Below are 21,651 nucleotides of genomic sequence, written 5' to 3'. Positions count from 1 at the left end.
GTCCCGATCAGACCTTCAGTTCGCGGCCGATCGCCAGGAACTTCTCGCGGCGCTGGCGCTTCAGCTCGTCACCCGACAGCGCGGAGAGTTCGCCGAGAGCCGCCTCGATGCGCGCGCCGGCCGTCTCGATCGCGCGCTCGCGCGAGCGATGAGCGCCGCCTGTCGGCTCCGAGACGATCTCGTCGATGACGCCGAAGCCCTTGAGGTCCTGCGCGGTGATCTTCATCGCCTGCGCGACGTCCTTGGCGCGGCTCGAGTCGCGCCACAGGATCGAGGCGCCGGCCTCCGGCGAGATCACCGAATAGATCGCGTGCTCCATCATCAGAACGCGGTTGGCCGCCGCGATCGCGATCGCGCCGCCCGATCCGCCCTCGCCGATGATGAGCGAGACCAGCGGCACCGAGAGGCCGAGACAGACCTGAGTTGAGCGGGCGATGGCCTCGGCCTGACCCCGTTCCTCCGCTCCGATGCCGGGATAGGCGCCGGCGGTATCGACCAGCGTGACGACCGGAAGGCCGAAGCGCTCGGCCATTTCCATGATGCGCACGGCCTTGCGATAGCCCTCGGGCCGGGCCATGCCGAAATTGTGCTTGAGGCGGGTCTGGGTGTCGGAGCCCTTCTCCTGCCCGATCACCGCGACCGGCCGACCCTTGAAGCGCCCGAAGCCGGCGATGATCGCGTGGTCCTCGGCGAAGTAGCGGTCGCCGGCCAGCGGCGTGAACTCGGTCACGAGCTGGGCGAGATAGTCGGTGCAGTGGGGCCGGTCGGGGTGGCGGGCGACCTGCGTCTTCTGCCAGGGCGTCAGCTTGCGGTAGAGATCGGCCAAGGCCTCCGCCGAGCGGGTCTCGAGGCGCTGGATGTCCTCCGAGACGTCGATCCGCCCCTCGGTGTCGCCGATCTTCTTGAGTTCGATGATCTGGCTGTCGAGATCGGCGACGGGCTTTTCGAAGTCGAGATAATTGTGCATCCAGCCGGGCCTTGCGCCGTCCTGTCGGGGTTCGGGCGGCGGTTTCCGGAGCCTGCCGGCCGAGGGGCCGGCCGGCTGGCTCGGCCGCGCGCCGAACCATGGGGTTCGCGTCGGCGCGCAAACTGGCGATCCGACATGGGAATGTCAAGAAAGCGGGCGGTTTCAGTCCCCCGAGAGCTCCGACAGGGGGTGGTGGTCGGTGACGAGGCGCATCAGGCGCTCCTCCATCACATGGGTGTAGATCTGCGTGGTGCCGATATCGGCGTGGCCGAGGAGTTCCTGCACGACGCGAAGGTCGGCGCCGTTCTGCAGGAGGTGGCTGGCGAAGGCGTGGCGCAGGACGTGCGGGCTGACGCGGGACGGCCGGATGCCGGCGCGGATCGCCAGGTCCTTCAGATCGCGCGCGAAGGCCTGGCGCGTCATGTGCCCGCTCTCCGAGAGCGCCGGAAACAGCCACGCCTCGCCCGCGCCGGGTAGATCCTTGAGCGAGGCGGCGAAGGCGTCCATCGCGTCGCGCGCCCGCTCGCCGATCGGCACGAGCCGCTCCTTGTTGCCCTTGCCGCGCACCACGATCAGGCTGGCGCGCGAGCGCAACACCGAGCGCGGCAGCGACACGAGTTCGGAGACGCGCAGCCCCGTGGCATAGAGGATCTCGACCAGCGCGTGCATCCGGCGGGCTCTTGCCAGCGCCGTGCCGCGAAGCTCCGGATTGCCGGCCTGCGCCTCCGCCTCGCCGATCAGCCGGTCGACCTCCTCCTCCGACAGGATCTTCGGGATCGACTTCGCCTTGCGCGATCCCTCGATCGGCGACGTCGGGTCGTCGGCGCGGCGGCCCTCGGCATAGAGGAACTTGAAGAACTGGCGCAGCGAGGACAGGCGCCGCTGGCGCGAGGAGGCGGCAAAACCGCCGGCGTCGAGCCCGGCCATGTAGGCGCGAACGGCCTCGGTCGTCGCCTCGCTCAAGGCCACGCCCTCGGCCTTCAGCGCCGCGCGGGCATGGTCGAGGTCGCGTCGATAGGCGTCGAGCGTGTTCTGCGACGCCCCGCGCTCCACCGCCATCATCTCCAGGAACGCGTCGAGATGGGCGGCGTCGCGGCTCATTTCGCCACCCCCGTCTGCGTGTTGGGCACGACGGGCGCCGGCTGCAGCGCCGGGATCGGCACCTTCACCGTCACCGGTACCGGCTGCGGCTCCACGAAGGCCACCAGCGCCGCCATCGCCGCATAGACCGCGCCCACGAGGAGCGCGAGGATGGTCAGGAGGCGCGTCAGGGTGGGCATCGGGCGGCATGGCTTTCATGAGGTGGGCGGGCGGACACTAGAGGCTGCGCGGGCGAAGCGACAGTGCCAAGGTGCCTCCCATGGCGGGCGAAGACGGCAAGTCCGGGGCGGGAGCGCGAGCCCCGCTCGCTTGACGCCACAGGGCTTTTCTGGTCTCACGCAGGACCGATCCCGCCGCTTCCTGTGCCGCCTGAACCGATGATCGAGACCGCCCGGGCCGCCGCGCCCCTCCCGCACCGCCAAGCCTCGGGCGCCGTCCAGCGTCCCGTGGTGCTCGTCGGGCTGATGGGGGCGGGCAAGACAACGGTCGGGCGCAAGCTCGCGCAGATGCTGGATCTGCCCTTCGTCGACACCGACCAGGAGATCGAGGACGCCTCGCGCATGACGATCTCGGAACTCTTCGCCACCTATGGCGAGGCCGAGTTCCGGGCGCTCGAGGCGCGCGTCGTCGCCCGCCTCCTCGACGACGGCCCACGCATCGTCGCGACCGGCGGCGGCGCCTACATGAACGAGGGGACGCGCCGGCTCCTTGCGGAGCGCTCGATCACCGTGTGGCTGAAGGCGGAACTCGACGTCCTGATGGATCGCGTGATGAAGAAGCCGACGCGCCCGCTCCTCCAGACGCCCGATCCGCGCGCGACGCTGAAGGCGCTGATGGACGTGCGCTATCCCGTCTACGCGCTGGCCGACCTCCACGTGCCGACCCGCAACGTGAAGCGCGAGGCGGTGGCGCGCGAGATACTCGACCAGCTGGAACGCCATCCCCATTTCAAGGCCTGATCCATGACCGAGACGCCAGAGCCCGTCAGCGTGCGCGTCGATCTGGGGCCGCGCAGCTACGACATCCTGATCGGGCCGGGTCTCGTAGCGTCGGCCGGCCGGCACATCGCGGCCGCCCTGCCGCGCGCCCGCGCGCTGGTCGTCTCCGACGAGACGGTGGCAGCGCTCCACGCCGACCGCCTCCTTGCCGCGCTGGAGAGCGCCGGCATCGGCGCCGCGCTTCTCACGCTGCCGCCCGGCGAGACCACGAAGTCCTTCGACCACCTGATCGCCGTCGTCGACCGGATCCTCGCCGAGCGACTGGAGCGCGGCGACGCGGTGGTGGCGCTCGGCGGCGGCGTGATCGGCGACCTCTCGGGCTTTGCCGCCGGCATCGCGCGGCGCGGCATGCAGTTCGTGCAGGTCCCGACCTCGCTGCTCGCGCAGGTCGACAGCTCCGTCGGCGGCAAGACCGGCATCAACTCGGCCCGCGGCAAGAACCTCGTCGGCGTCTTCCACCAGCCGGCGCTGGTGCTCGCCGACACCGATGTCCTCGACACGCTGGCGGAGCGCGAGTTCCGCGCCGGCTACGCCGAGGTCGTGAAATACGGCCTGATCGACCGGCCGGACTTCTTCGAATGGCTGGAGGCCAACCGCGCCGCGATCTTTTCGGGCGGTGCGGCGCGTGTCGAGGCGGTCGCGGCAAGCTGCCGCGCCAAGGCAGCGGTGGTCGCGGGCGACGAGCGCGAGGACGGCGACCGCGCGCTCCTCAACCTCGGCCACACGTTCGGCCACGCGCTGGAATCGGTCGTGCGCTACGACCCCGCGCGCCTCGTCCATGGCGAGGGCGTCGCGATCGGCATGGCGCTGGCGCACCGCTTCTCGGTCCGGCTCGGCCTCTGCTCCGGCCAGGACGCCGGCCGCGCGGAAGCGCATCTCAGGGCCGCCGGCCTGCCGACCCGCATCCAGGAGATCCCGGGCGACGGTTTTACCGTCGATGCGCTGATGGACAAGATCGCGCAGGACAAGAAGGTCTCGCGCGGCGCCCTCACCTTCATCCTGACGCGCGGCATCGGCCGGGCCTACGTCGCGCGCGACGTCGCGCCGGATGCGGTGCGGGACTTCCTCAACCAGGAGCTCGCGGCCTGACGGTCTTGTCCGGCCGCCGCGCCAGATAGGTGCGGCGCCAGCGCTTCGGAATGCAGAGCGCGAGAACGGCCAGCATCGCGCAGGCGAGCGTCGAGGCGAGGATCGCCGCATGGCCGAGCTCGGCCTCGGCCACGCCGCCCGCCACGGCACCCGCTGCCATTCCGAGCCATGGCACGACCTGCACCCACCAGCTGGGCGACGGCTCGCGCAGGAGGCGGCGCGCCAACCCCCGTCCGAGGCGCGACAGCGCGCCCGTGACATAGGTCAGCCCCAGCGACTGGCCGCCGACCTCCTCCAGCGCGACGTTGATTGCGCCCATCGCCAGGACCAGGAGCACGATCGCCGGGTCGCCGGGACCCAGCGCCGCACCGAGCGCCGTCAGCGCGGCGACGACCACGAGCAGCACCGGCTGGGAGCCGCGCACGACGCGCATCACGAGGACGCCGAGCGCGTTGCCGGCGACGAAGGCCGCGAGGAGGGCCAGGAGATGGCCGGCGCGGGCGAGATCGCCGGTGCCGGCCGCAATGCCGAAGCGCGTCGTATTGCCGCTCATGAAGGAGACGAAGTCGCCGGCGAGGAGAAATCCGACGGCGTCCGTCAGCCCCGCCGCAAAGGACAGGAGCGAGGCGAAGAGGAGGCCGACGGCGATCCGCGCCCTCGCGCGGCGGCGGACGCGGCGGCGCACGGGTGTCAGAACCGCGTCGGCTCGCCGGGCGCCGCGGCCTCGATCGCCAGCGCGTGGACGCCGGTCGCCAGCTCCTCGGCCAAAAACGCGTTCACCGCGCGGTGGCGCTCCAGCCGGCTCTTGCCCGCAAACGCCTCCGCCACCAGCCTGACCCGGAAATGCGTCTCGCCGGTGCCGTCGAAACTGTCGTGGTGGTCGCTGCCGGCATGGTGGTGGCCGGCATGGAGATGGCTCTCGTTCACCACCTCGAGGCGCTGAGGCGCCAAGCCCCGCGTCAGCTTCGCCTCGATCTCGGCCGCCTTGGTCATGATGTCGCCCCGTCCGTCTGTGATCGCCTTTGCCCCGCCACATCGCGGGTGCGTCGCCGGCTTTCCGTTTTGGGCGGGTTTTCCGTTCTGTCAATTCTTGTTCGCACCGGGGCAGGTCCCCATAATCGCGGTCTGATGAAGCTCGACTCCAAATACTTCGACAAGATCCGGGTCCGCCCGGCCCGGTCCGGGCCCGAACCCGAACGTGCGCCCGTCTGCATGTGGGAGGGCTGCGAGGAGCCGGGCTCCCACAAGGCGCCGCGCGGGCGCGACCACGAGGGCCAGTACCTCCATTTCTGCGTCGACCACGTGCGCCAGTACAACAAGTCCTACAACTACTTCTCCGGGCTCGGCGACGACGACATCCAGAAGTACCTGAAGGACTCGCTGACCGGCCACCGCCCGACCTGGACGATGGGCTCCAACAACTCGGGCGGGGCGAAGGTCTCGCCGACGCCCTCGACCAAGCCGAGCGGGCGCCCGCGCCGCTTCAACGGCGGACGCCCGCGCGACAGCTTCAACCTGTTCGGCGAGGGCGAAGCGGCTCCCGCGGCGCCGCGCCGCAAGGCGCGCACGCTCGAGGTCAAGGCGCTGACCACGCTCGGCCTGCCCGAGAGCGCCGGCGGCGAGGCGATCCGGGTGCAGTACAAGGCGCTCGTCAAGCAGTATCACCCGGACGCCAACGGCGGCGACCGCGGCTCGGAGGACCGTCTTCGCGAGGTCATCCAGGCCTACAAGCTTTTGAAGGCGTCGGGCTTCTGTTAATCCCTGATTCCAGCCCTGTTCGAGACGCGCGGCCGCACGAGGCGACCCGCGAGATGTAAGGCCTGCCGATCGGCGGCAGCGCCCCTGGAGGTATGATGAGTGCAGCGGAACTGGAAGTGGCGAACCTGCCCGACGCCATGGTCTCCGTCCGCGAAACCTTCGGTTTCGACAGCGACCTGAAGGTCCCGGCCTTCTCGAAGGCCGACCCGCACGTTCCCGAGATCGACCCGGACTACCTGTTCGACCGGCAGACGACGCTGGCGATCCTGGCGGGCTTTGCCAAGAACCGCCGCGTCATGGTGTCGGGCTACCACGGCACCGGCAAGTCGACCCATATCGAGCAGGTCGCCGCGCGCCTCAACTGGCCCTGCGTGCGCATCAACCTCGACAGCCACGTCAGCCGCATCGATCTCGTCGGCAAGGACGCGATCACCGTGCGCGAGGGCATGCAGGTCACCGAGTTCCGTGACGGCGTCCTGCCCTGGGCCTACCAGAACAACGTCGCGCTCGTCTTCGACGAGTACGACGCGGGCCGGCCGGACGTGATGTTCGTGATCCAGCGCGTCCTTGAATCCTCGGGCCGACTGACGCTCCTCGACCAGGCGCGTGTCATCCGCCCGCACCCGGCCTTCCGCCTCTTCGCGACCGCCAACACGGTGGGTCTCGGCGACACGACGGGCCTCTATCACGGCACGCAGCAGATCAACCAGGCGCAGATGGACCGCTGGTCGATCGTCACCACCTTGAACTACCTGCCGCACGACAACGAGGTCGGCATCGTCCAGGCGAAAGCCAAGCACTTCCAGACCAAGGAAGGGCGCGCGCAGGTCTCCAAGATGGTGCGCGTCGCCGACCTCACCCGCTCAGCCTTCGTCAATGGCGACCTATCGACCGTGATGAGCCCGCGCACGGTGATCACCTGGGCCGAGAATGCCGAGATCTTCGGCGACATCGGCTTCGCCTTCCGCCTCACCTTCCTCAACAAGTGCGACGACCTCGAGCGCCCTCTGGTCGCCGAGTTCTATCAGCGCGCCTTCGGCGAGGACCTGCCGGAAGCGGCGTCGAACCTCGTCCTCGACTGACCCTTCCATGGCATCGCGCATCGGCGACAACTCCACCAAGGCCCCGCGCGGCAAGGCGCCCGACCGCGAGCCGTTCCGGCGCGCGGTGGCCGGCTGCATGCGCGCCATCGCCGGGGACGCGGAGCTCGAGATCACCTACGGCAACGAGCGGCCGGGCCTGACGGGCAACCGCGCCCGCCTGCCGGAACTGCCCAAGCGCGCGGCCGAGAACGACGTGTCGGTGGTGCGCGGCCTGTCGGACGCCATGGCGCTGCGCAAGGCGCGCCACGACGCACGCGTCCATGCGACGCTCTCGCCGGACGGGCGCGGCGCGCGCGCCGTCTTCGACGCGCTGGAGCAGGCGCGCTGCGAGGCGATCGGCGCCAACGCCATGCCGGGCGTCGCCGACAACCTCGCCGCGATGCTGGAGGACAAGTACCACCGCTCCAACCTCTCGGAGGTGACCGACCGGGCGGAGGCGCCGCTGGAAGACGCGCTGGCGCTGATGGTGCGCGAGAAGCTCACCGGCCGCCCCGTGCCGCCGAGCGGGCAGGCCGTGGTCGAGGTCTGGCGCGACTGGATCGAGGACAAGGCCGGCCAGAAGTTCGAGCGTCTCGGCGAGACCGTCGAGGACCAGCGCCTCTTCGCGCGCGCGATCCGCGACATGCTCGTCTCCATGGAGATGGCCGAGGAGCTCGCCGACGACCAGCAGTCCGAGGACGAGGAATCGCCCGAGGAGGCCGGCGACAACCAGAGCCGCGACAACGAGGAGTCCGGCGCCGAGAAGGAAGCCGGCCAAGACGAGGCGGAGCCGGAGGAATCGGAAGGCGAAGCCGAATCGGAGGACACGTCCGAGGCCGAGACCTCCGAGGTCACGGCCGAGGAGCCGTCCGACGACGAGGAGCCCGACTCGGAGACGCCCGGCGATTCGCGCCGCCCCAACCAGGCAATGCCGCGCGATCTCGGCGACACCGACTACCGCGTCTTTTCCGAAGCGTTCGACGAGACGGTGGGCGCCGAGGAGCTTTGCGACGAGGCCGAGCTCGACCGCCTGCGCGCCTTTCTCGACAAGCAGCTCGTGTCGCTGCAGGGCGCCGTTGGGCGGCTCGCCAACCGCCTGCAGCGCCGCCTGATGGCGCAGCAGAACCGCGCCTGGGACTTCGACCTCGAGGAAGGCTATCTTGACACGGCGCGCCTCACGCGCCTCGTCACCGACCCGATGCAGCCGCTCTCCTTCAAGATGGAGCGCGACACCCAGTTCCGCGACACGATCGTCACGCTCCTGATCGACAATTCCGGCTCGATGCGCGGCCGGCCGATCACGGTGGCGGCGACCTGCGCCGACATCCTCGCCCGCACGCTGGAGCGCTGCGGCGTCAAGGTCGAGGTGCTCGGCTTCACCACCCGCGCCTGGAAGGGCGGCCAGTCGCGCGAGGCGTGGCTGAAGGCCGGCAAGCCTCAGCGGCCGGGCCGCCTCAACGACATCCGGCACATCATCTACAAGGGCGCCGACGCGCCGTGGCGCCGCGCCCGGCGCAATCTCGGCCTGATGATGCGCGAGGGGCTCCTCAAGGAGAATATCGACGGCGAGGCGCTGATCTGGGCGCACAACCGCCTGCTCGGCCGGCCCGAGCAGCGCCGCATCCTGATGATGATCTCGGACGGCGCACCGGTCGACGATTCGACCCTTTCGGTGAACCCCGGTAACTATCTCGAGCGGCACCTGCGCGCCGTGATCGAGGAGATCGAGACGCGCTCGCCGGTCGAGCTTCTCGCCATCGGCATCGGCCACGACGTGACGCGCTACTATCGCCGCGCCGTAACGATCTCCGACGCCGAGGAACTGGCGGGCGCGATGACCGAGCAGCTGGCCGCCCTCTTCGAGGACGAGGGCGAGATGCCGGCCCGCCGTCGGCGCTCGGCCGGCCGCCGCTGACGGTGCCGCCGCGCCTGAAGCGGACGGGGCGTCTTGCTCTCCTGGCCGCCCTCCTCCTTGCCGGCGCGACGCTGAACCCCGCCCCGCGCGCGCTATCGGCCGAGACCGAGGTCCGCGCACAGCCGATCGCGCGGTTCGGCATCGGGCGCGACGCGGTGCGCTTCGGGGCGCTCGAATATGTCGGCGGCTTCGCCTATTCGTCGTCCGACGGGCGGCTGTCGGGCGTGTCCTCGATCCGCATGCGCCCGCGCGGCGCGGGCTTTCTTGCCGTCACCGACACCGGCTTCTGGTTTTCCGGCGCGATCCGCCGCGACGCCGAAGGGCGTCCCGTCGGCATCGCGGATGCCCGTATCGCGCCGATCCTCAACCCGGCCGGACGCGCCATGCCGAACAAGGGGCAGGCCGACGCCGAAGGGCTCGCGATCGCCGGGGGCGAGGCGCTGGTCAGCTTCGAGCGCGACCACCGGATCGAGGCCTTCCGCCCCGCATCCGCGCCGTTCGAGGCGAAGGGGCGGCGCCTCCCCCTCCCGATCCCGCGCGAGGAACTGCGCGGCAACGGCGGGCTGGAGACGATCGCCGCCTCGCCCGAAGACTCGCCCCTCAAGGGCGCCGTCGTGGTGGTCGCGGAAACCTCGGTCGACGATGCCGGCAACCTCTTTGCCGCCGTGATGGGGCGCGGCGTCTTCAAGGTGAAGCGCGAGTTGCCCTGGGCGGTGACCGACGGCACCTTCCTGCCGGACGGGGACCTCCTGCTTCTGGAGCGGCGCTACGAGGGGCTCGGGCGCGTCGGCATGCGCATCCGCCGGATCGACGGCGCCACGATCCGTCCGGGCGCCCTGGTCGACGGCCCGGTGCTGATGGAGGCCGATCTCGGCGAGGAGATCGACAACATGGAGGGGCTGGACGCCTGGCGGGGCGCGGACGGCCGCACCCACCTGTCGCTCGTCTCCGACGACAACGGCTCGTTCTTCCAACGCAACCTCTATCTCGAGTTCCGCCTCATGGACGACCGCGAGGCGGCGTCCGACCGGTGATCGGCGCCCCTCAGGCCGCCGCCACCCGCGCGTCGCGATAGGGCAGGAAGGCGTTGACCGCGACGCGGTAGGGCACGAGGCCGAACACGGCGATGATCAGCTTCACGCCGAAATCGCCGAGCGCCCACGAGACCCAGCGCGGCGCCTCGACGGCGAGCAGCCCGAAGAGCGGGGCCGATTCCAGCGCGAAGGGCTCGTTCGGCCCGAGGATGAGAAAGGCCGGCGCGAAGGCGAGCGAGAAGAACACGAGGGTGTCGAGGATCGTGCCGAGAATGCCGCTCGCGAGCGGCGCCTTCCACCAGGACAGGCGGCGCAGCCGGTTGAAGACGAGGATGTCGAGAAGCTGCGCGAACAGGAACGCGAACCCGCTGGCGAGCGCGATGCGCAGCAGGCGACCGGCTTCCGTCTCGAAGGGCGTCAGGCCGAGGCGATGGAGGATCGGCGGGAACACGATCGAGCTCGCAACGGCCGCCGCAAAGCCGAGATACACGACGCGCCGCGCCACCGCCGGCCCGAACAGGCGGTTGTTCACGTCGGTGACGATGAAGGCGAAGGGATAGACGAAGGCGCCCCAGGTCAGGAGGTCGGCCAGCGACAGGGGGCCGAGGGTTCCCTGGACGGGAAACTGGACGGCGATGTTGGAGGCGAGGACGATGATCGTCATGGCGATCACCGGCAGCACGGTGCGGCGGGACAGGGTCACGGCGGACATCCATTTTTTTAGGCTGGGGTATGGCACCAGCGTCGGGTTGTCGGTGTCAGCGCGCCTGTGTCTGGCGCGCGGCGATCTCTACGACCAGTTTGTCTCGTTCAGGCCCGGCGGGACCCCGCAGGATCTTGCGCTCCTCGGACGACACGTTGGTCGCGATGTAGCCGCGGTCACGCATGCATTGGGCGGTCAGCTGATACTTCTCGATCGAGCGCGCGACGCCGCGAGCTGTCCCTGCAGCCGCAGCCCCGCCGAGGCTTCCCGACGGATTGAGGACGGGAGAGACGTAGACGCCCTCCTCCACTTTTCCGCGGCAATCGCCATAGTCAGCTTCCCAGAGGTCGCCCGGTCGGTCGGCACGGACGAACTCGCTGGGCAGCGACGCACAGGCCGGCAAGAAAAAGAGCGCTGCCAAGATGACAGCGCTCCCCATCAGACTCGAAAAACGAGACAAACCCTAGCTCAGGCGGCTTCGGCCGTCGTCGCGGTCTTCTTGGCGATCTGGCGCTTCAGGAGACGGGCCTTCTGCGACAGGTCGTGCTCGGCGGCCTTGGCGAGGAACGCGTCGAGGCCGCCGCGGTGCTCGACCGAGCGCAGCGCATGGGCCGACACGCGCAGGCGGAAGCGCTGGCCGAGGGCGTCGGAGATCAGCGTCACCTGGCACAGGTTCGGCAGGAACCGGCGACGGGTCTTGTTGTTGGCGTGGCTGACGTTGTTGCCGGTCTGGACGGCCTTGCCGGTCAGTTCGCAAGCGCGTGACATGGGATCACCTTTCAAACGTTCGATACGGCCTTCCGGGGCGCGCCGCCGCCGGAACGGCAGCGCGATCATCGACCCCATGGCATGATCGGAAAATCGACTGTGCCTATAGTGGCGTGTGCGCGCCCCGTCAAGCCGCCGCAGCATCGGGGCCAGCGCGGGGCTTGATCCGGCCCGCACGCGCGCCCACAAAGAAGGGATCTCGAGCCCAGCCGGAGAACCGCACATGCTTCGCGCCGCGACCGGCCTTCTCGCATCGGCGCTGCTCGCCCTCGCCGCGCCGGTGGGCGCCGAGGCCGCGCCGCTGCGCACGGTCTACACGATTTCACTGATCGGGCTACCGGTTGGGCGCGCCGAGTTCCGCACCACGATCGACGCGCGGCGCTTCAAGGTGGAGGGGACCCTGTCCTCGGCGGGCCTTGCCGAGCTCGTGTCCTCGACGCGCGGCACGAGCTCGGTGTCGGGGCGAATCGCGGGGCGCCGGCTTCTGGCCGACCGCTACGCGCTCGCCTACACGAGCGACGGAAAATCCTGGTCGAGCGATCTGTCGTTGCGCTCGGGAAGCGTCGTGTCGTCGAAGGTCGCGCCGCCGGCGCGCAACCCGGCGCCTGCCGATTTCGTGCCGGTGCGCCGGGCGCAGCTGACGAGCGTCGTCGATCCCTTGAGCGGCCTGATGATCGCGCCGGAAAAGCCGGCCGATCTCTGCCGGCGCACGCTCAACGTCTATGACGGCTGGAGCCGCATCGACCTGCCCCTCAGCCCCGCCGGAACGGAGCGGGTGCGCACCGACGGGTTCGACGGCGAGGCCGTGGTCTGCACCACGACGGTCCGCCCCGTCGGCGGCTACCGCACCTCGTCCAACGGACTGCGGTTCCTGCGCGGCAAGGTGATCCGGCTGTGGTTCGCCCCGATCGGCGACACCGGCGTCTATGCGCCGGTGCGCGTGCGCATTCCGACCGAGGTCGGCCCACTCTCGCTCGCCGCCTCGACCTTCGCCAAGCCTTAAGGTTCAGATGCCGGCGCGATACACCGCCGGGACCACGTAGATGTAGATGATCTGCTGCAGGAAGAAGATGATCAGGAGCACCACCAGCGGCGACAGGTCGAGCCCGCCGAAGTTCGGCAGGACGCGGCGGATCGGGCGGTAGAGCGGTTCGGTCATCCGGTACAGGAAGTCGCCGATCGTGGAGACGAACTGGTTGCGCGGATTGACGATGTTGAAGGCGAAGAGCCAGGACAGGATCGCCGACGCGATGATGATCCACCACAGGATGTTGAGGATCAGAAGGACGACTTGGATGACGGCGAGCATGTCGGGCGGCGGCCTTTCGGTTGCGGCTCTCGGGCCAGCGGTTTCAAAGCGCGAGGCTCGCACGACGAAATGGGTATTTCCCTAACGAATACCAGCGCCACGGGCCCGCTTGCGCGATCGTGAACGCGGGGGCACATCCTGCTTGACAGGCTCCGCGCCGCTATCCTACAAGCCGCCCACTGGTGGACGGGGCTGTAGCTCAGTTGGGAGAGCGCGTCGTTCGCAATGACGAGGTCAGCGGTTCGATCCCGCTCAGCTCCACCATTTCTTCCCCTTGCGACCCATGGCAGACAAGCGGGCCCGACCGGCCCCGCGAGGCGCAGCCATGACCGACGACCTGCGGACCCCCGACACCGAGCCGCCTGTCGACGCGCCGGCCGAGGATCGCTTCGCCGCCTTCCGCAACACCCGCTTCCTGCGCTACTGGCTCGCCCGGTTCCTCGCCGCCTTCGCCGTGCAGGTCGTCGCCGTCTCGGTCGGCTGGCAGATCTACGACCTGACGCGCGATCCCCTCGATCTCGGCCTGATTGGCCTGTCGCAGTTCCTGCCCGCGCTGCTTCTCGTCTTCGTCACGGGCACGGTCGCCGACCGCTATTCGCGCCGCCACATCATGGCGCTGGCGATCGGTGTGCAGGCGCTCGGCGCCGGCGTCCTCCTTGCCCTCACCTACGGGGACCTCGTCACGCCGGCGCCGGTCTTCGCCGTGCTCGTCCTCTTCGGCATCGCGCGCGCCTTCTTCGGCCCGGCCGCCTCCTCGCTCGTCGTCAACCTCGTCTCCAAGGACGAGCTCGCCAACGCGATCGCGTGGAACTCGTCGTCCTGGCAGATCGCCTCGATCGTCGGGCCGGTGGCCGGCGGTCTGCTCTACGGCCTGTCCTCGCACCTGTCCTACACGGTCGCGCTCGCGCTCTTCGTCGTTGCCGGTGCCCTCATCCTCTCGGTACCGGCCCCCGCCCAGCGCACCAGCCGCGAGCCCGCGAACCTCTCCACCGTCCTTGCCGGCTTTCGCTACATCTGGCGTGAGAAGGTGGTCCTCGGCGCGGTGTCGCTCGACCTCTTCGCGGTATTGCTCGGCGGCGCCGTCGCGCTGATGCCGGTCTTTGCGCGCGACATCCTCCAGGTCGACGAGTTCGGGCTGGGGCTCCTGCGCGCGGCGCCCGGCGTCGGCGCGATCCTCACCGCGATCTGGCTCGCCGCCCATCCGGTGAAGGACCATGCCGGCCTCGTGATGTTCGCCTTCGTCGCGCTGTTCGGCGCCTTCACGGTCCTGTTCGGCCTGTCGACCTCGCCCTGGCTGTCGATCGCGGCGCTGATGCTCATGGGCGCGGCCGACATGATCTCGGTCTATATCCGCGAGATCCTGCTCCAGCTCTGGACGCCGGACGACGTGCGCGGACGCGTCAATGCGGTGAACGGCATCTTCGTCGGCGCATCGAACGAGCTTGGCGAGTTCCGCGCGGGGGTCATGGCGTCGGTGGTCGGCGCGGTGCCCGCCACCGTGATCGGAGGCGCCTGTACGGTTGCGATCGCCGGCATCTGGGCCTTCGCCTTCCCGCAGCTGCGCCGGGCGCGCAGCCTTGCCGCGCGCGAGTAGGCCTCAGTCGAGGCTGCCGCGCAGCGCGAGGCCGAGCGGCGCGTAGGGCTGGGCGAGCGGCGCCGGGCCGCTAGCGGGACCTAAGAGAAGCGAGGCGTCGATGGCTCCCGCAGCGTCCCGCGGGGGCGGCGGCTCGAATGAGGCGCGGCGCAGGACGAAGCGCTTGAGATAGGCCTGCCGCGCGGCTTCTCGGCCGGAATCGGAACGACGAAGATCCCAAGGCGCGAGATCCGCCGAACGGCGCAGATGCGTGCCGCCGATGCGGTGCGAGACCGAGACCCGCGCCGCCGTCGGACCGGGACAGATGCGCCGCCAGGACGGCGTGTCGGCGTCGCGCCCGTCGAGGCAGACCGCGACGGGCATCGGCGCGCGAACGATCGTGGCGCGCGACCCTCCGCCGTAGCAGGCGGCCAGCACCGCGGAACACATGCACAACAGGGCCGCGACGCGGATCATGCCCGATCTCCCGATCAACCGGGACGGAGCATAGAGGCGTCCCGCTTAACGCCGCGTCATCAGCGCGCTCGGGCGACGAGCCGTCAGGCCAGCGCCTCGCCCGCCCCTTCCGGCGGCGCCACGGGCACGGCGCCCGGTAGCGGCGCGAAGGCGCGGTTCCACGCGTCGAGCGAGGCAATCTTGTAGGCCTCGGCGAGCGTCGGGTAGTTGAACGTGTTCTCCATGAAATAGTCGATCGTGCCCTTCAGGTTGAGCACGGCCTGCCCGATGTGGATCAGTTCGGTCGCCCCCTCGCCCACGATGTGGACGCCGAGGAGCCGGCGGGTCTTCTTGGAGAAGATCATCTTCATCATGCCGCTCTGGAGGCCCATGATGTGGCCGCGCGAGGTCTCACGGAAGCGCGCGATGCCGCATTCATAGGGAATGCCGCGCTTGCGCACGTCCTCCTCGCTCATCCCGACGGTCGAGATCTCCGGCACGGAGTAGATGCCGTAAGGAAAGAACTCCGGCGCCGGGGGCGTCGCGACGCCGAAGGCATGACACGCGGCGATGCGCCCCTGCTCCATCGAGGTGGAGGCAAGGCTCGGAAAGCCGATCACGTCGCCGGCGGCATAGATGTGGGGCACGGCGGTCTGGAGCGTCTTGCCGTCCACGGCGATGCGGCCGCGATGGTCGCTCGACAGGCCGGCGGCGGCGAGATTCAGTCCGTCGGTCGCCCCCATGCGGCCAGCCGCGAAGAGAAGCACGTCGCCCGCGACGTCGCGCCCGGTAGCGAGGCTGCAGACCGGGCGCCCGGCACCGTCGAAATCGATCTTCGTCACCTCGGCGCCCAGCCGCAGCGCGACGTTGCGGTCCCGCAGATCGTGGACGAACTCCTCCATCAGCTCCTTGTCGACGAAGTCGAGGAAGGTCGGGCGCGGCTCGATCAGCGTCACCTGCACTTCCAGCGCGGAGAAGATCGTCGCGTACTCGACGCCGATGACGCCGGCACCGATGACGGTCAGCGAGCGCGGCAGCTTCGGCACCTCGACGATCTCGTCGGAATCGAAGACGTTGGTGCCGTTGAAGGGCACGTAGTCGGGGCGGAAGGGCCGGGTGCCGACCGCGATCAGGATCGTGTCGCCGTGGAGCGTGCGCACTTCGCCCGAGGGCAGCGCGACGTCGACCTCGTGGCTCGAGCGGAAGGCGGCGCGCCCATGGAGGATCCTCACGCCGTTGCGCGCAAACTGGTGGTCGAGGACGTCGACCTCGTGCTCCAGCGTCTTGACCATGCGCGCCTGGATGTCGGCGCTGGTGATGTCCTGCTTGACCCGGTAGGCGCGCCCATAGAAGCCGCGCTCGCGCCAGCCCGACAGATTGAGCACGGTCTCGCGCATGGTCTTCGACGGGATCGTGCCGGTGTGGACCGATACGCCGCCGACGCGGGCCTGCGATTCGACGACCAGCACCTGCCGCCCGAGCTTGGCCGCCTGGATGGCGGCGCGCCGGCCCGACGGCCCGCTGCCGATCACGATCATGTCGTAGCGCTGCATCGAGGCCCCCGTCCGCGCCGTTTCGCATCCTACGCGGCCCCTTCAACAGAGATGGCCGCCCGATGCTGCATAGCGAAAGGAGCTTATGCGAGGCGGGCCTCGAGCCTCAGGCGGGCCGGCCGAAGATGAGAGCCAGGAAATCACCGAGCCAGCGCTTGACCGGCGCATCGTGGATGGCGCGGCCGGTGAAGTGCTCGCGCCGCGCCTGCGCGCCCGGCAGCGAAAGCCGGGCGTGGCCCCGCGTCGTCCAGCGGTGCATCATCGCAAGCGTCAGTTCGGCATGGAACTGGACGCCGTAGGCGTTGTCGCCGTAGCGCATCGCCTGATTGCGGAAGCGCTCGCCGGTCGCCAGCAGCGTCGCGCCGGCCGGCAGCGTGAACCCTTCGCGGTGCCACTGGTAGACCATCGGCGGCCAGTCGCCGAGAAGCGCGCGCCCCTCGGCCGTCGCCTCCAGCGGATAGTAGCCGACCTCGACGAGCCCCTCGGGATGCGGTCCGACCGTCCCGCCGAGATGCTTCGATAGCATCTGCGCGCCGAGGCAGATGCCAAGGAACGGCCGGTTCTCGCGCAAGGGCACGTCGAGCCAGTCGATCTCGTGGCGAAGGTGCGGGTCGGGATCGTTGGCGCTCGGCGGCCCGCCGAAGAGGATCGCGCCGCGATGCTCGTCGAGGGTGGCGGGCAGGCGCTCGCCGAGCACCGGCCGGCGCACGTCGATGCGCACGCCCGCCGCCTCCAGCACCTGTCCGACGCGGCCCGGCGTCGACGTCTCCTGGTGGAGGACGACGAGGACGGGTCTCGGATCGTCGCGGCCGGAGAGGCGAAAGCGTGCGGGCGCCTCGCCCGGCGCTGCGGGCGTCAAGCCTCGACGCTCCCGGTCCGCTCCGCGGCGCCCTGCATCGCGTCGTGCTTGCCGCGCATGCGATCGCGGGTCGAAACGCCCAGAAGCTCGGCGATCCGCCAGACGACATTGTCCTCGAGCTCGTGCACCGCTCCGTCGACGAAGACGACGCGCCACAGGAGCTCGACGAAATGCACCCGCTCGGCCTCGCCGAGATGGCGCATCAGGACGCTGGTGAACCGATAGAGGTCGACGGCCTCCGCGTCGGCAGCCTCGCCCGCCGCCTCGATGCGGCGCGCGGCCTCGCCATCGAGCCCGTATTCCTCCGCCAGCACCGCCCGCAGCGTCTCGAGCTCCAGCGCGGAGGCCGAGCCGTCCGCCTCCGCCACATGGAAAAGAAGCGCGGCGGCGGCGACCCGCAGGTCGTCGGCGTCGTGCGGACCGGCCCCGCCCCCGGTCAGCGCGGCGAAAAAGTCCTTCAATCCTTCAAGCATGGAATCGTCCGGGCCGGGCGGGGTGGAAGCGAGAGAGGGTCAGGCGTGTTCGGCGGGGTGCGGCGTGTCGGCCGCAGCGTCCGGGCTGCGCGGCTGGTCGGCGCTGCGGGGGTAGCTGTCGGCGATGGCGCGGATCGAGCCGGGCTCCGACAGGGTCGCGACCTGCGGCGTTGCCGGCGGCGACACCCAGCGGAACGCGTCGAGCCGTCCGGTCACCGGCGACACCGGCGCCCACTCGCGGCGCGTCACGCCATCCGCGGTCCAGGCGGGATCCTTCGGCGCATGGACGGCGCGCGCCATCCACTGGCGCACCAGAGCCTCGTTGCCGGACTCGGCATCCTCGATGTCGGCCAGGAGCAGGTAGGTCGATTCGCGCGGCGCAGCGTCCGCGGCCGCCGTCGCCTCGGCGCGCGCGGTCGCGAAATCGCGGGCGTCGAGGGCGGCGTGGGCCACCGCGAGGCGCGACTCGACATGGCCGGGATGCAGCGCCGCCAGTGCACGGGCGCGGCGCAGCCGCTCCTCGACGCCGTCGCCGGAGCGCGCGTGGATGTAGAGCGCGGCGATCTCGGGATGCGGCTCGTGCTTCCAGGAGGCTTCAAGCGCCTTGGTGGCGGCGCGCCCGTCGCCGAGGCGGATCGCGGCGCGGCCGGCGATCGCGGCGGCGGGCACCAGATCGGGCGCGAGCTTCTGCGCCTCGCGGGCGAGCGCACGGGCGCCGTTCGGGTCGGCGTCGGCCAGCGTCTGCGCCTTGCCGGCGAGCAGCACGGCGCGGAGCCTGCGGCTCTCGGCCTTGTCGATGAGGCGCGAATCGCGCTGCGCCTCGAGGATCGCCAGCGCGCCGTCGAAGTCGCCCTGCGCGGCCTTAAGGTCAAGCACGGCGCCGCCGGCCCAGCCGACATGGGGCGCGATGCGCACCGCGCGCTCGGCGTAGTTGCGGGCCGCCCCACGGTCGCCGAGGCGCTCGGCCTCGAGATAGAGGCCCCTGAGGCCGACGAGACGGGTCTCGGGCTGGGCTTCCAGTTCCTCGAAGATCGCGCGGGCGCGGGCATTGTCGCCCTCGATCAGCGCGGTCTGCGCGTCAAGGAAGCGCAGCATCGGCTCGGACCGACCCGGCAGGAGCTTGGCCGCCTGCTTGGTCATGCGCCGCGCGGTGACGGCATCGCCCGCACCGACCGCGATGATGCCGGCCGACAGCGCGCGGTAGCCCTTGTCGCGGCGGCGCGTCGAGAAGAAGCGCGACACGCGGTTGGGCGCCTTGAAGAAGCCGCGCACGATCCAGAACAGGAGCACCGCCGCAACGACCAGCGCAATCTGCAGAACCACGAAGACGGTGAAGCTCGTTCCGACCTCCTGGCCCTGCCAGATCAGCGACACGGTTCCGGGATGGTCGGCGAGCCAGGCGAAGCCGAGACCGGCGGCCAGGACGACGAGGAAGAAGGCGAGAATAGCCAGCATGTCAGCCCTGCGACGAGGCGCCGACGGCGCGGTTGATCGTGTCCTGGATGAGGCGGTCGGCCTCGACGCGCGCGCGAACGTCGGCGGCGAAGCTCTCGGAGGCGGTCTTGGCCGCGTCCGGCAGCTTGTCCCACTCGGCGAGCCAGGTGGCGTAGTTGCCAGAGGTGACGGCCGCGTCCATGCGCGCGACGGCCGCCTGCGGCCCCGGCGCATCGGGCGCAACGCTGCTGCCGGCCGGGCGGACCTGGACCAGCGAGCGCAGCCCCGACAGGACCTGCGTGCCGACGTCCTCCGTTGAGACTTCAGGGCGCACGGCCGAAAGGATCGCCGCTTCGGCCTCCTGCCAACGGGCGTTCAGCGCCGACGTGGTGGGGACGCCCTTGGCGGCGAAATCGCGCAAGGGCGCGACAGCCCCAGTGTCGCCGGAGGCGGTCGCGAAGCTTTCGAGTTCCGACATGAAAGGCGTGCCGCGATCGATCGCCGACTTCAGCCCGGCGGCCGAGAGGGCGACGGCGGCACGCTTGTTGGCTTCCTCGATCGCGCCGAGGCGCTGGCCGAAACCGTCGATCGCCGAGCGCGCCTCGTTGGCGGCGCTCTGGGCGTTCTGGGCGGCCTGCTGCGCGGCGGAGACACCCTGGCGCGCCTCGTCGGCGGCGCCCTGCGCGGCATTCGCGGTGTCGCGGGCCGCGTTGGCGGCGGTCTCGGCCCGCGCCGCGGTGTCGCGCGCGGCGGTCGCCGCCTCGTTGGCGGTGGCGGCGGCTGCCGCCGCATCGCCGGTCGAGGTGCCGCCGCTCTGGATGGCACGCTCGTTGGCGGTCACGCGGTCGGTCAGCTGCGTGAACTCGGCGGTGGACACCGTGCCCGAGCCCGCGCCGCCGGCGGCCTGCGCGGACTGGACCTGCTCGACCACGCCGCGCACCTGATCGAGGTCGCTGCGAAGCTGCTGGACGTCGCCGGCCTGGGCGAACTGCTGGGTCTGCACCGGCTGCTGCTGGCCGGGCGGCGGGATGAGACCGCCGTAGAGCGCGGTACCGCCGAGAAGAAGCGCGATCACGGCGCCGAGCGCGCCCGCGCCCAGGAGCGAACCGAAGCCCGCGCCGCCGCGGGGCTCGCTGGAATGGCCGGCGAGATAAGGGCTGTTGTCGGGAACCGTGGTCTGCGTGCGCGCGGCCTCGGCCTGCGGATGCACCGTCTCGTCATCCTCGAACTCGCCGAGATGCTGGCGCGCGGGCTCGGCCGCCACCGCATCCTCAGGCACGAAGCCTTCCTCGCGCGCAAACTCGACCGCCGGCGATTCGCTCGTCTCAACCGCCGCAGGGCGGTCGTCGCCGGCCGGCAGGGCGGCACCCGTCGCCGGCTCGACGCGGTCGACACCTTCGGGCGCGGGGTTTGCCACCGCATCGTGAACGCGCGCCGCCTCGCCCGCATCGCCGGTCTCGACCACCGCGTCGGACGGCGTCGAGGTGCGATCGGCCGCAGCGCCGCCGCTCACCACCGCCTCGTCGGCGCCCGAGACCGTGTCCGTGCCAAAACCAGGCTCCACGGCGGATCGTTCAGCGTCGGCAGGACGCGCCAGATCCTCCGGCCCGCCGGTCGCCCCGATCCGCTCGGCCTTGCCGTCGATGATGGTTTCCGGTCTGCCGCCGGTCGTGGGGCGGCGCGGGCGATTGGCCATCCGGGTCTCCTCGAGTCGCGTCGGCTCCGAACGAAGCCGCATCCTTTGGGTTCCGGCGCACGGCCGATCCGCCTCTCCCGGTGGAGCCGGGACAGGCCGATGCTGATTTAGCGTGTCCGCGCCAAGCTGCAACGGAGTTTGTGGGCACTAACCGCGTTCGTGAACCGGCACGGTGAAGAAGCGCCCTGCCAACGGCTCAACCCAGCCGGGCGACGAGATCGTCGAGCGTCGGGCGAGCGCCCCATTCGGGGCGGCGGGTGGATGCCAGCCGGGCGGCCACCGCCTGCGAGAGGCAAAGCGGGCGAATCGACCCCGCCCGAAGTTCGGGATGGCGGGTGGACAAGGCCTCGAAGAGGTCCGCCTGGCGCCGCGACAGGAGGAGCACGGCATCGGGCGCGCCGCCCGTCAGGGCCAGCTCGACCTGGGCATCGGCGGGCAGCCGGTCCACCATGTCGTAGACCTCGAGCGTGCGGAACGCGACGCCCCGCGCGCGCAGGCCGGCCTCGAGATCGGGCAGGCGGATGCGCCCGGCGGCGTAGACGAGCGGCGCTTGGCTCCGCAGCGCCTCGGCCAGCGGCACGAGGTCCTCGGCCCGGCCGGGCCCCTCGATCACCTCTGAAATTCCTTTCGAGCGCAGCGCCTCGGCGGTCCGCGCCCCGACCGCCAGCACCGGCGCGCCCGTGCCTGTCGCATGGCGGGCGAGCCAGGGCGCGGCATGGGCGCTGGTCGCGACGAACCCGCCCAGCGGCTCTGCCCCCAGCGGTGGCCAGAGCGGGTGCACCGCCTGGAGGGGCAGCATCAAAGGCTCGTGGCCGCGCGCGCGCAGGATCGCGGCCGTGCGCGCCCCGTCTTCAGGCTCGCGCAGGACGAGGACCCGCGCCAC

24 protein-coding genes and 1 tRNA gene are annotated in these 21,651 nt (G+C 70.7%); 9 read left to right on the top strand and 16 right to left on the bottom strand.

Features of this window, described 5'->3' with window-relative positions; all coding sequences use genetic code 11:
* Positions 1-7 precede the first annotated feature (7 nt).
* From BM175_RS12665 to BM175_RS12655, 3 genes are all read right to left on the bottom strand, one after another.
* Positions 8-967 (bottom strand): acetyl-CoA carboxylase carboxyltransferase subunit alpha, encoded by a 960-nt coding sequence (locus tag BM175_RS12665; RefSeq protein ID WP_090963578.1) that lies wholly within the window; start codon positions 965-967, stop codon positions 8-10.
* Positions 968-1,129: 162 nt separating this feature from the next.
* Positions 1,130-2,068: a site-specific tyrosine recombinase XerD gene (locus BM175_RS12660; RefSeq protein WP_090963577.1), complete on the bottom strand. Its 939-nt coding sequence runs from the start codon at positions 2,066-2,068 to the stop codon at positions 1,130-1,132.
* Positions 2,065-2,247: a hypothetical protein gene (locus tag BM175_RS12655; RefSeq protein ID WP_090963575.1), complete on the bottom strand. Its 183-nt coding sequence runs from the start codon at positions 2,245-2,247 to the stop codon at positions 2,065-2,067. The genes BM175_RS12660 and BM175_RS12655 overlap by 4 nt, the downstream gene beginning before the upstream one ends.
* Before the next feature lie 198 nt (positions 2,248-2,445).
* Between BM175_RS12655 and BM175_RS22980 the strand changes: the two genes are divergently transcribed.
* Both BM175_RS22980 and aroB read left to right on the top strand, forming a co-directional pair.
* Complete coding sequence (locus BM175_RS22980; protein WP_090963573.1) at positions 2,446-3,027, top strand: shikimate kinase; 582 nt, start codon at positions 2,446-2,448, stop codon at positions 3,025-3,027.
* Positions 3,028-3,030: 3 nt separating this feature from the next.
* Entirely contained in the window at positions 3,031-4,155 is a 1,125-nt protein-coding gene (gene aroB, locus BM175_RS12645; RefSeq protein ID WP_090963571.1) for a 3-dehydroquinate synthase, read from the top strand.
* On the opposite strand, the gene BM175_RS12640 is transcribed toward aroB, so the two are convergent.
* Positions 4,133-4,840, bottom strand: a complete 708-nt coding sequence (locus BM175_RS12640) for a YoaK family protein (protein WP_210185793.1) — start codon at positions 4,838-4,840, stop codon at positions 4,133-4,135. The genes aroB and BM175_RS12640 overlap by 23 nt on opposite strands.
* 5 nt (positions 4,841-4,845) lie before the next feature.
* Positions 4,846-5,148: a BolA family protein gene (locus tag BM175_RS12635; RefSeq protein ID WP_090963569.1), complete on the bottom strand. Its 303-nt coding sequence runs from the start codon at positions 5,146-5,148 to the stop codon at positions 4,846-4,848.
* Positions 5,149-5,283: 135 nt separating this feature from the next.
* Between BM175_RS12635 and BM175_RS12630 the strand changes: the two genes are divergently transcribed.
* The 4 genes from BM175_RS12630 (at position 5,284) to BM175_RS12615 (ending at position 9,944) form a co-directional block, all read left to right on the top strand.
* Positions 5,284-5,913, top strand: coding sequence for a J domain-containing protein (locus BM175_RS12630; protein ID WP_090963567.1), 630 nt, complete (start codon positions 5,284-5,286; stop codon positions 5,911-5,913).
* Positions 5,914-6,008: 95 nt separating this feature from the next.
* Complete coding sequence (cobS, locus tag BM175_RS12625; RefSeq protein ID WP_090963702.1) at positions 6,009-6,995, top strand: cobaltochelatase subunit CobS; 987 nt, start codon at positions 6,009-6,011, stop codon at positions 6,993-6,995.
* Between the two features lie 7 nt (positions 6,996-7,002).
* On the top strand, positions 7,003-8,910 hold the full coding sequence (cobT, locus tag BM175_RS12620) for a cobaltochelatase subunit CobT (RefSeq protein ID WP_090963565.1): 1,908 nt from the start codon (positions 7,003-7,005) through the stop codon (positions 8,908-8,910).
* A 2-nt stretch (positions 8,911-8,912) separates the two neighbouring features.
* Positions 8,913-9,944 carry an esterase-like activity of phytase family protein gene (locus tag BM175_RS12615; protein WP_090963564.1) on the top strand — a complete coding sequence of 344 codons (1,032 nt, stop codon included), beginning with the start codon at positions 8,913-8,915 and terminating at the stop codon, positions 9,942-9,944.
* Positions 9,945-9,954: 10 nt separating this feature from the next.
* Here BM175_RS12615 and BM175_RS12610 read toward each other — a convergent pair whose 3' ends face one another.
* Genes BM175_RS12610 through rpmB form a run of 3 tightly spaced genes read right to left on the bottom strand, consistent with a single transcriptional unit; the run spans position 9,955 to position 11,415 of the window.
* On the bottom strand, positions 9,955-10,656 hold the full coding sequence (locus BM175_RS12610) for a queuosine precursor transporter (RefSeq protein WP_244545985.1): 702 nt from the start codon (positions 10,654-10,656) through the stop codon (positions 9,955-9,957).
* 46 nt (positions 10,657-10,702) lie between these two features.
* Positions 10,703-11,068 carry a hypothetical protein gene (locus BM175_RS12605; RefSeq protein WP_090963562.1) on the bottom strand — a complete coding sequence of 122 codons (366 nt, stop codon included), beginning with the start codon at positions 11,066-11,068 and terminating at the stop codon, positions 10,703-10,705.
* A gap of 47 nt (positions 11,069-11,115) precedes the next feature.
* Positions 11,116-11,415, bottom strand: a complete 300-nt coding sequence (rpmB, locus tag BM175_RS12600) for a 50S ribosomal protein L28 (RefSeq protein WP_055892333.1) — start codon at positions 11,413-11,415, stop codon at positions 11,116-11,118.
* Between the two features lie 223 nt (positions 11,416-11,638).
* Between rpmB and BM175_RS12595 the strand changes: the two genes are divergently transcribed.
* Positions 11,639-12,418 carry a DUF3108 domain-containing protein gene (locus tag BM175_RS12595; RefSeq protein ID WP_090963560.1) on the top strand — a complete coding sequence of 260 codons (780 nt, stop codon included), beginning with the start codon at positions 11,639-11,641 and terminating at the stop codon, positions 12,416-12,418.
* Positions 12,419-12,421: 3 nt separating this feature from the next.
* Here the strand turns inward: BM175_RS12595 and BM175_RS12590 are convergent, their stop codons facing one another.
* Positions 12,422-12,724, bottom strand: coding sequence for a YggT family protein (locus tag BM175_RS12590; RefSeq protein ID WP_090963558.1), 303 nt, complete (start codon positions 12,722-12,724; stop codon positions 12,422-12,424).
* Between the two features lie 188 nt (positions 12,725-12,912).
* Between BM175_RS12590 and BM175_RS12585 the strand changes: the two genes are divergently transcribed.
* A tRNA-Ala gene (locus tag BM175_RS12585) sits at positions 12,913-12,988 on the top strand.
* A gap of 61 nt (positions 12,989-13,049) precedes the next feature.
* Positions 13,050-14,318 carry an MFS transporter gene (locus BM175_RS12580; RefSeq protein WP_090963556.1) on the top strand — a complete coding sequence of 423 codons (1,269 nt, stop codon included), beginning with the start codon at positions 13,050-13,052 and terminating at the stop codon, positions 14,316-14,318.
* A gap of 3 nt (positions 14,319-14,321) precedes the next feature.
* Here the strand turns inward: BM175_RS12580 and BM175_RS12575 are convergent, their stop codons facing one another.
* The 7 genes from BM175_RS12575 to BM175_RS12545 form a co-directional block, all read right to left on the bottom strand.
* Positions 14,322-14,774 carry a hypothetical protein gene (locus BM175_RS12575; RefSeq protein WP_090963554.1) on the bottom strand — a complete coding sequence of 151 codons (453 nt, stop codon included), beginning with the start codon at positions 14,772-14,774 and terminating at the stop codon, positions 14,322-14,324.
* An 83-nt stretch (positions 14,775-14,857) separates the two neighbouring features.
* Positions 14,858-16,306, bottom strand: a complete 1,449-nt coding sequence (gene sthA, locus BM175_RS12570) for a Si-specific NAD(P)(+) transhydrogenase (RefSeq protein WP_090963553.1) — start codon at positions 16,304-16,306, stop codon at positions 14,858-14,860.
* Positions 16,307-16,412: 106 nt separating this feature from the next.
* On the bottom strand, positions 16,413-17,165 hold the full coding sequence (locus BM175_RS12565) for a glutamine amidotransferase (protein WP_090963551.1): 753 nt from the start codon (positions 17,163-17,165) through the stop codon (positions 16,413-16,415).
* Positions 17,162-17,638 (bottom strand): tellurite resistance TerB family protein, encoded by a 477-nt coding sequence (locus BM175_RS12560; protein ID WP_090963549.1) that lies wholly within the window; start codon positions 17,636-17,638, stop codon positions 17,162-17,164. The genes BM175_RS12565 and BM175_RS12560 overlap by 4 nt, the downstream gene beginning before the upstream one ends.
* Positions 17,639-17,677: 39 nt before the next feature.
* Positions 17,678-19,093 carry a heme biosynthesis protein HemY gene (locus BM175_RS12555; protein WP_090963547.1) on the bottom strand — a complete coding sequence of 472 codons (1,416 nt, stop codon included), beginning with the start codon at positions 19,091-19,093 and terminating at the stop codon, positions 17,678-17,680.
* A 1-nt stretch (position 19,094) separates the two neighbouring features.
* The gene (locus tag BM175_RS12550) at positions 19,095-20,768 is read right to left on the bottom strand and encodes a hypothetical protein (protein ID WP_139224618.1); all 1,674 of its coding nucleotides are present in this window, start codon (positions 20,766-20,768) and stop codon (positions 19,095-19,097) included.
* 196 nt (positions 20,769-20,964) lie between these two features.
* Positions 20,965-21,651: a uroporphyrinogen-III synthase gene (locus tag BM175_RS12545; protein WP_090963543.1), complete on the bottom strand. Its 687-nt coding sequence runs from the start codon at positions 21,649-21,651 to the stop codon at positions 20,965-20,967.

Source organism: Aureimonas phyllosphaerae (genome assembly GCF_900113065.1).
GTDB classification, from domain to species: domain Bacteria; phylum Pseudomonadota; class Alphaproteobacteria; order Rhizobiales; family Rhizobiaceae; genus Aureimonas; species Aureimonas phyllosphaerae.
This window is presented reverse-complemented; position numbering and strand designations above follow the sequence as displayed.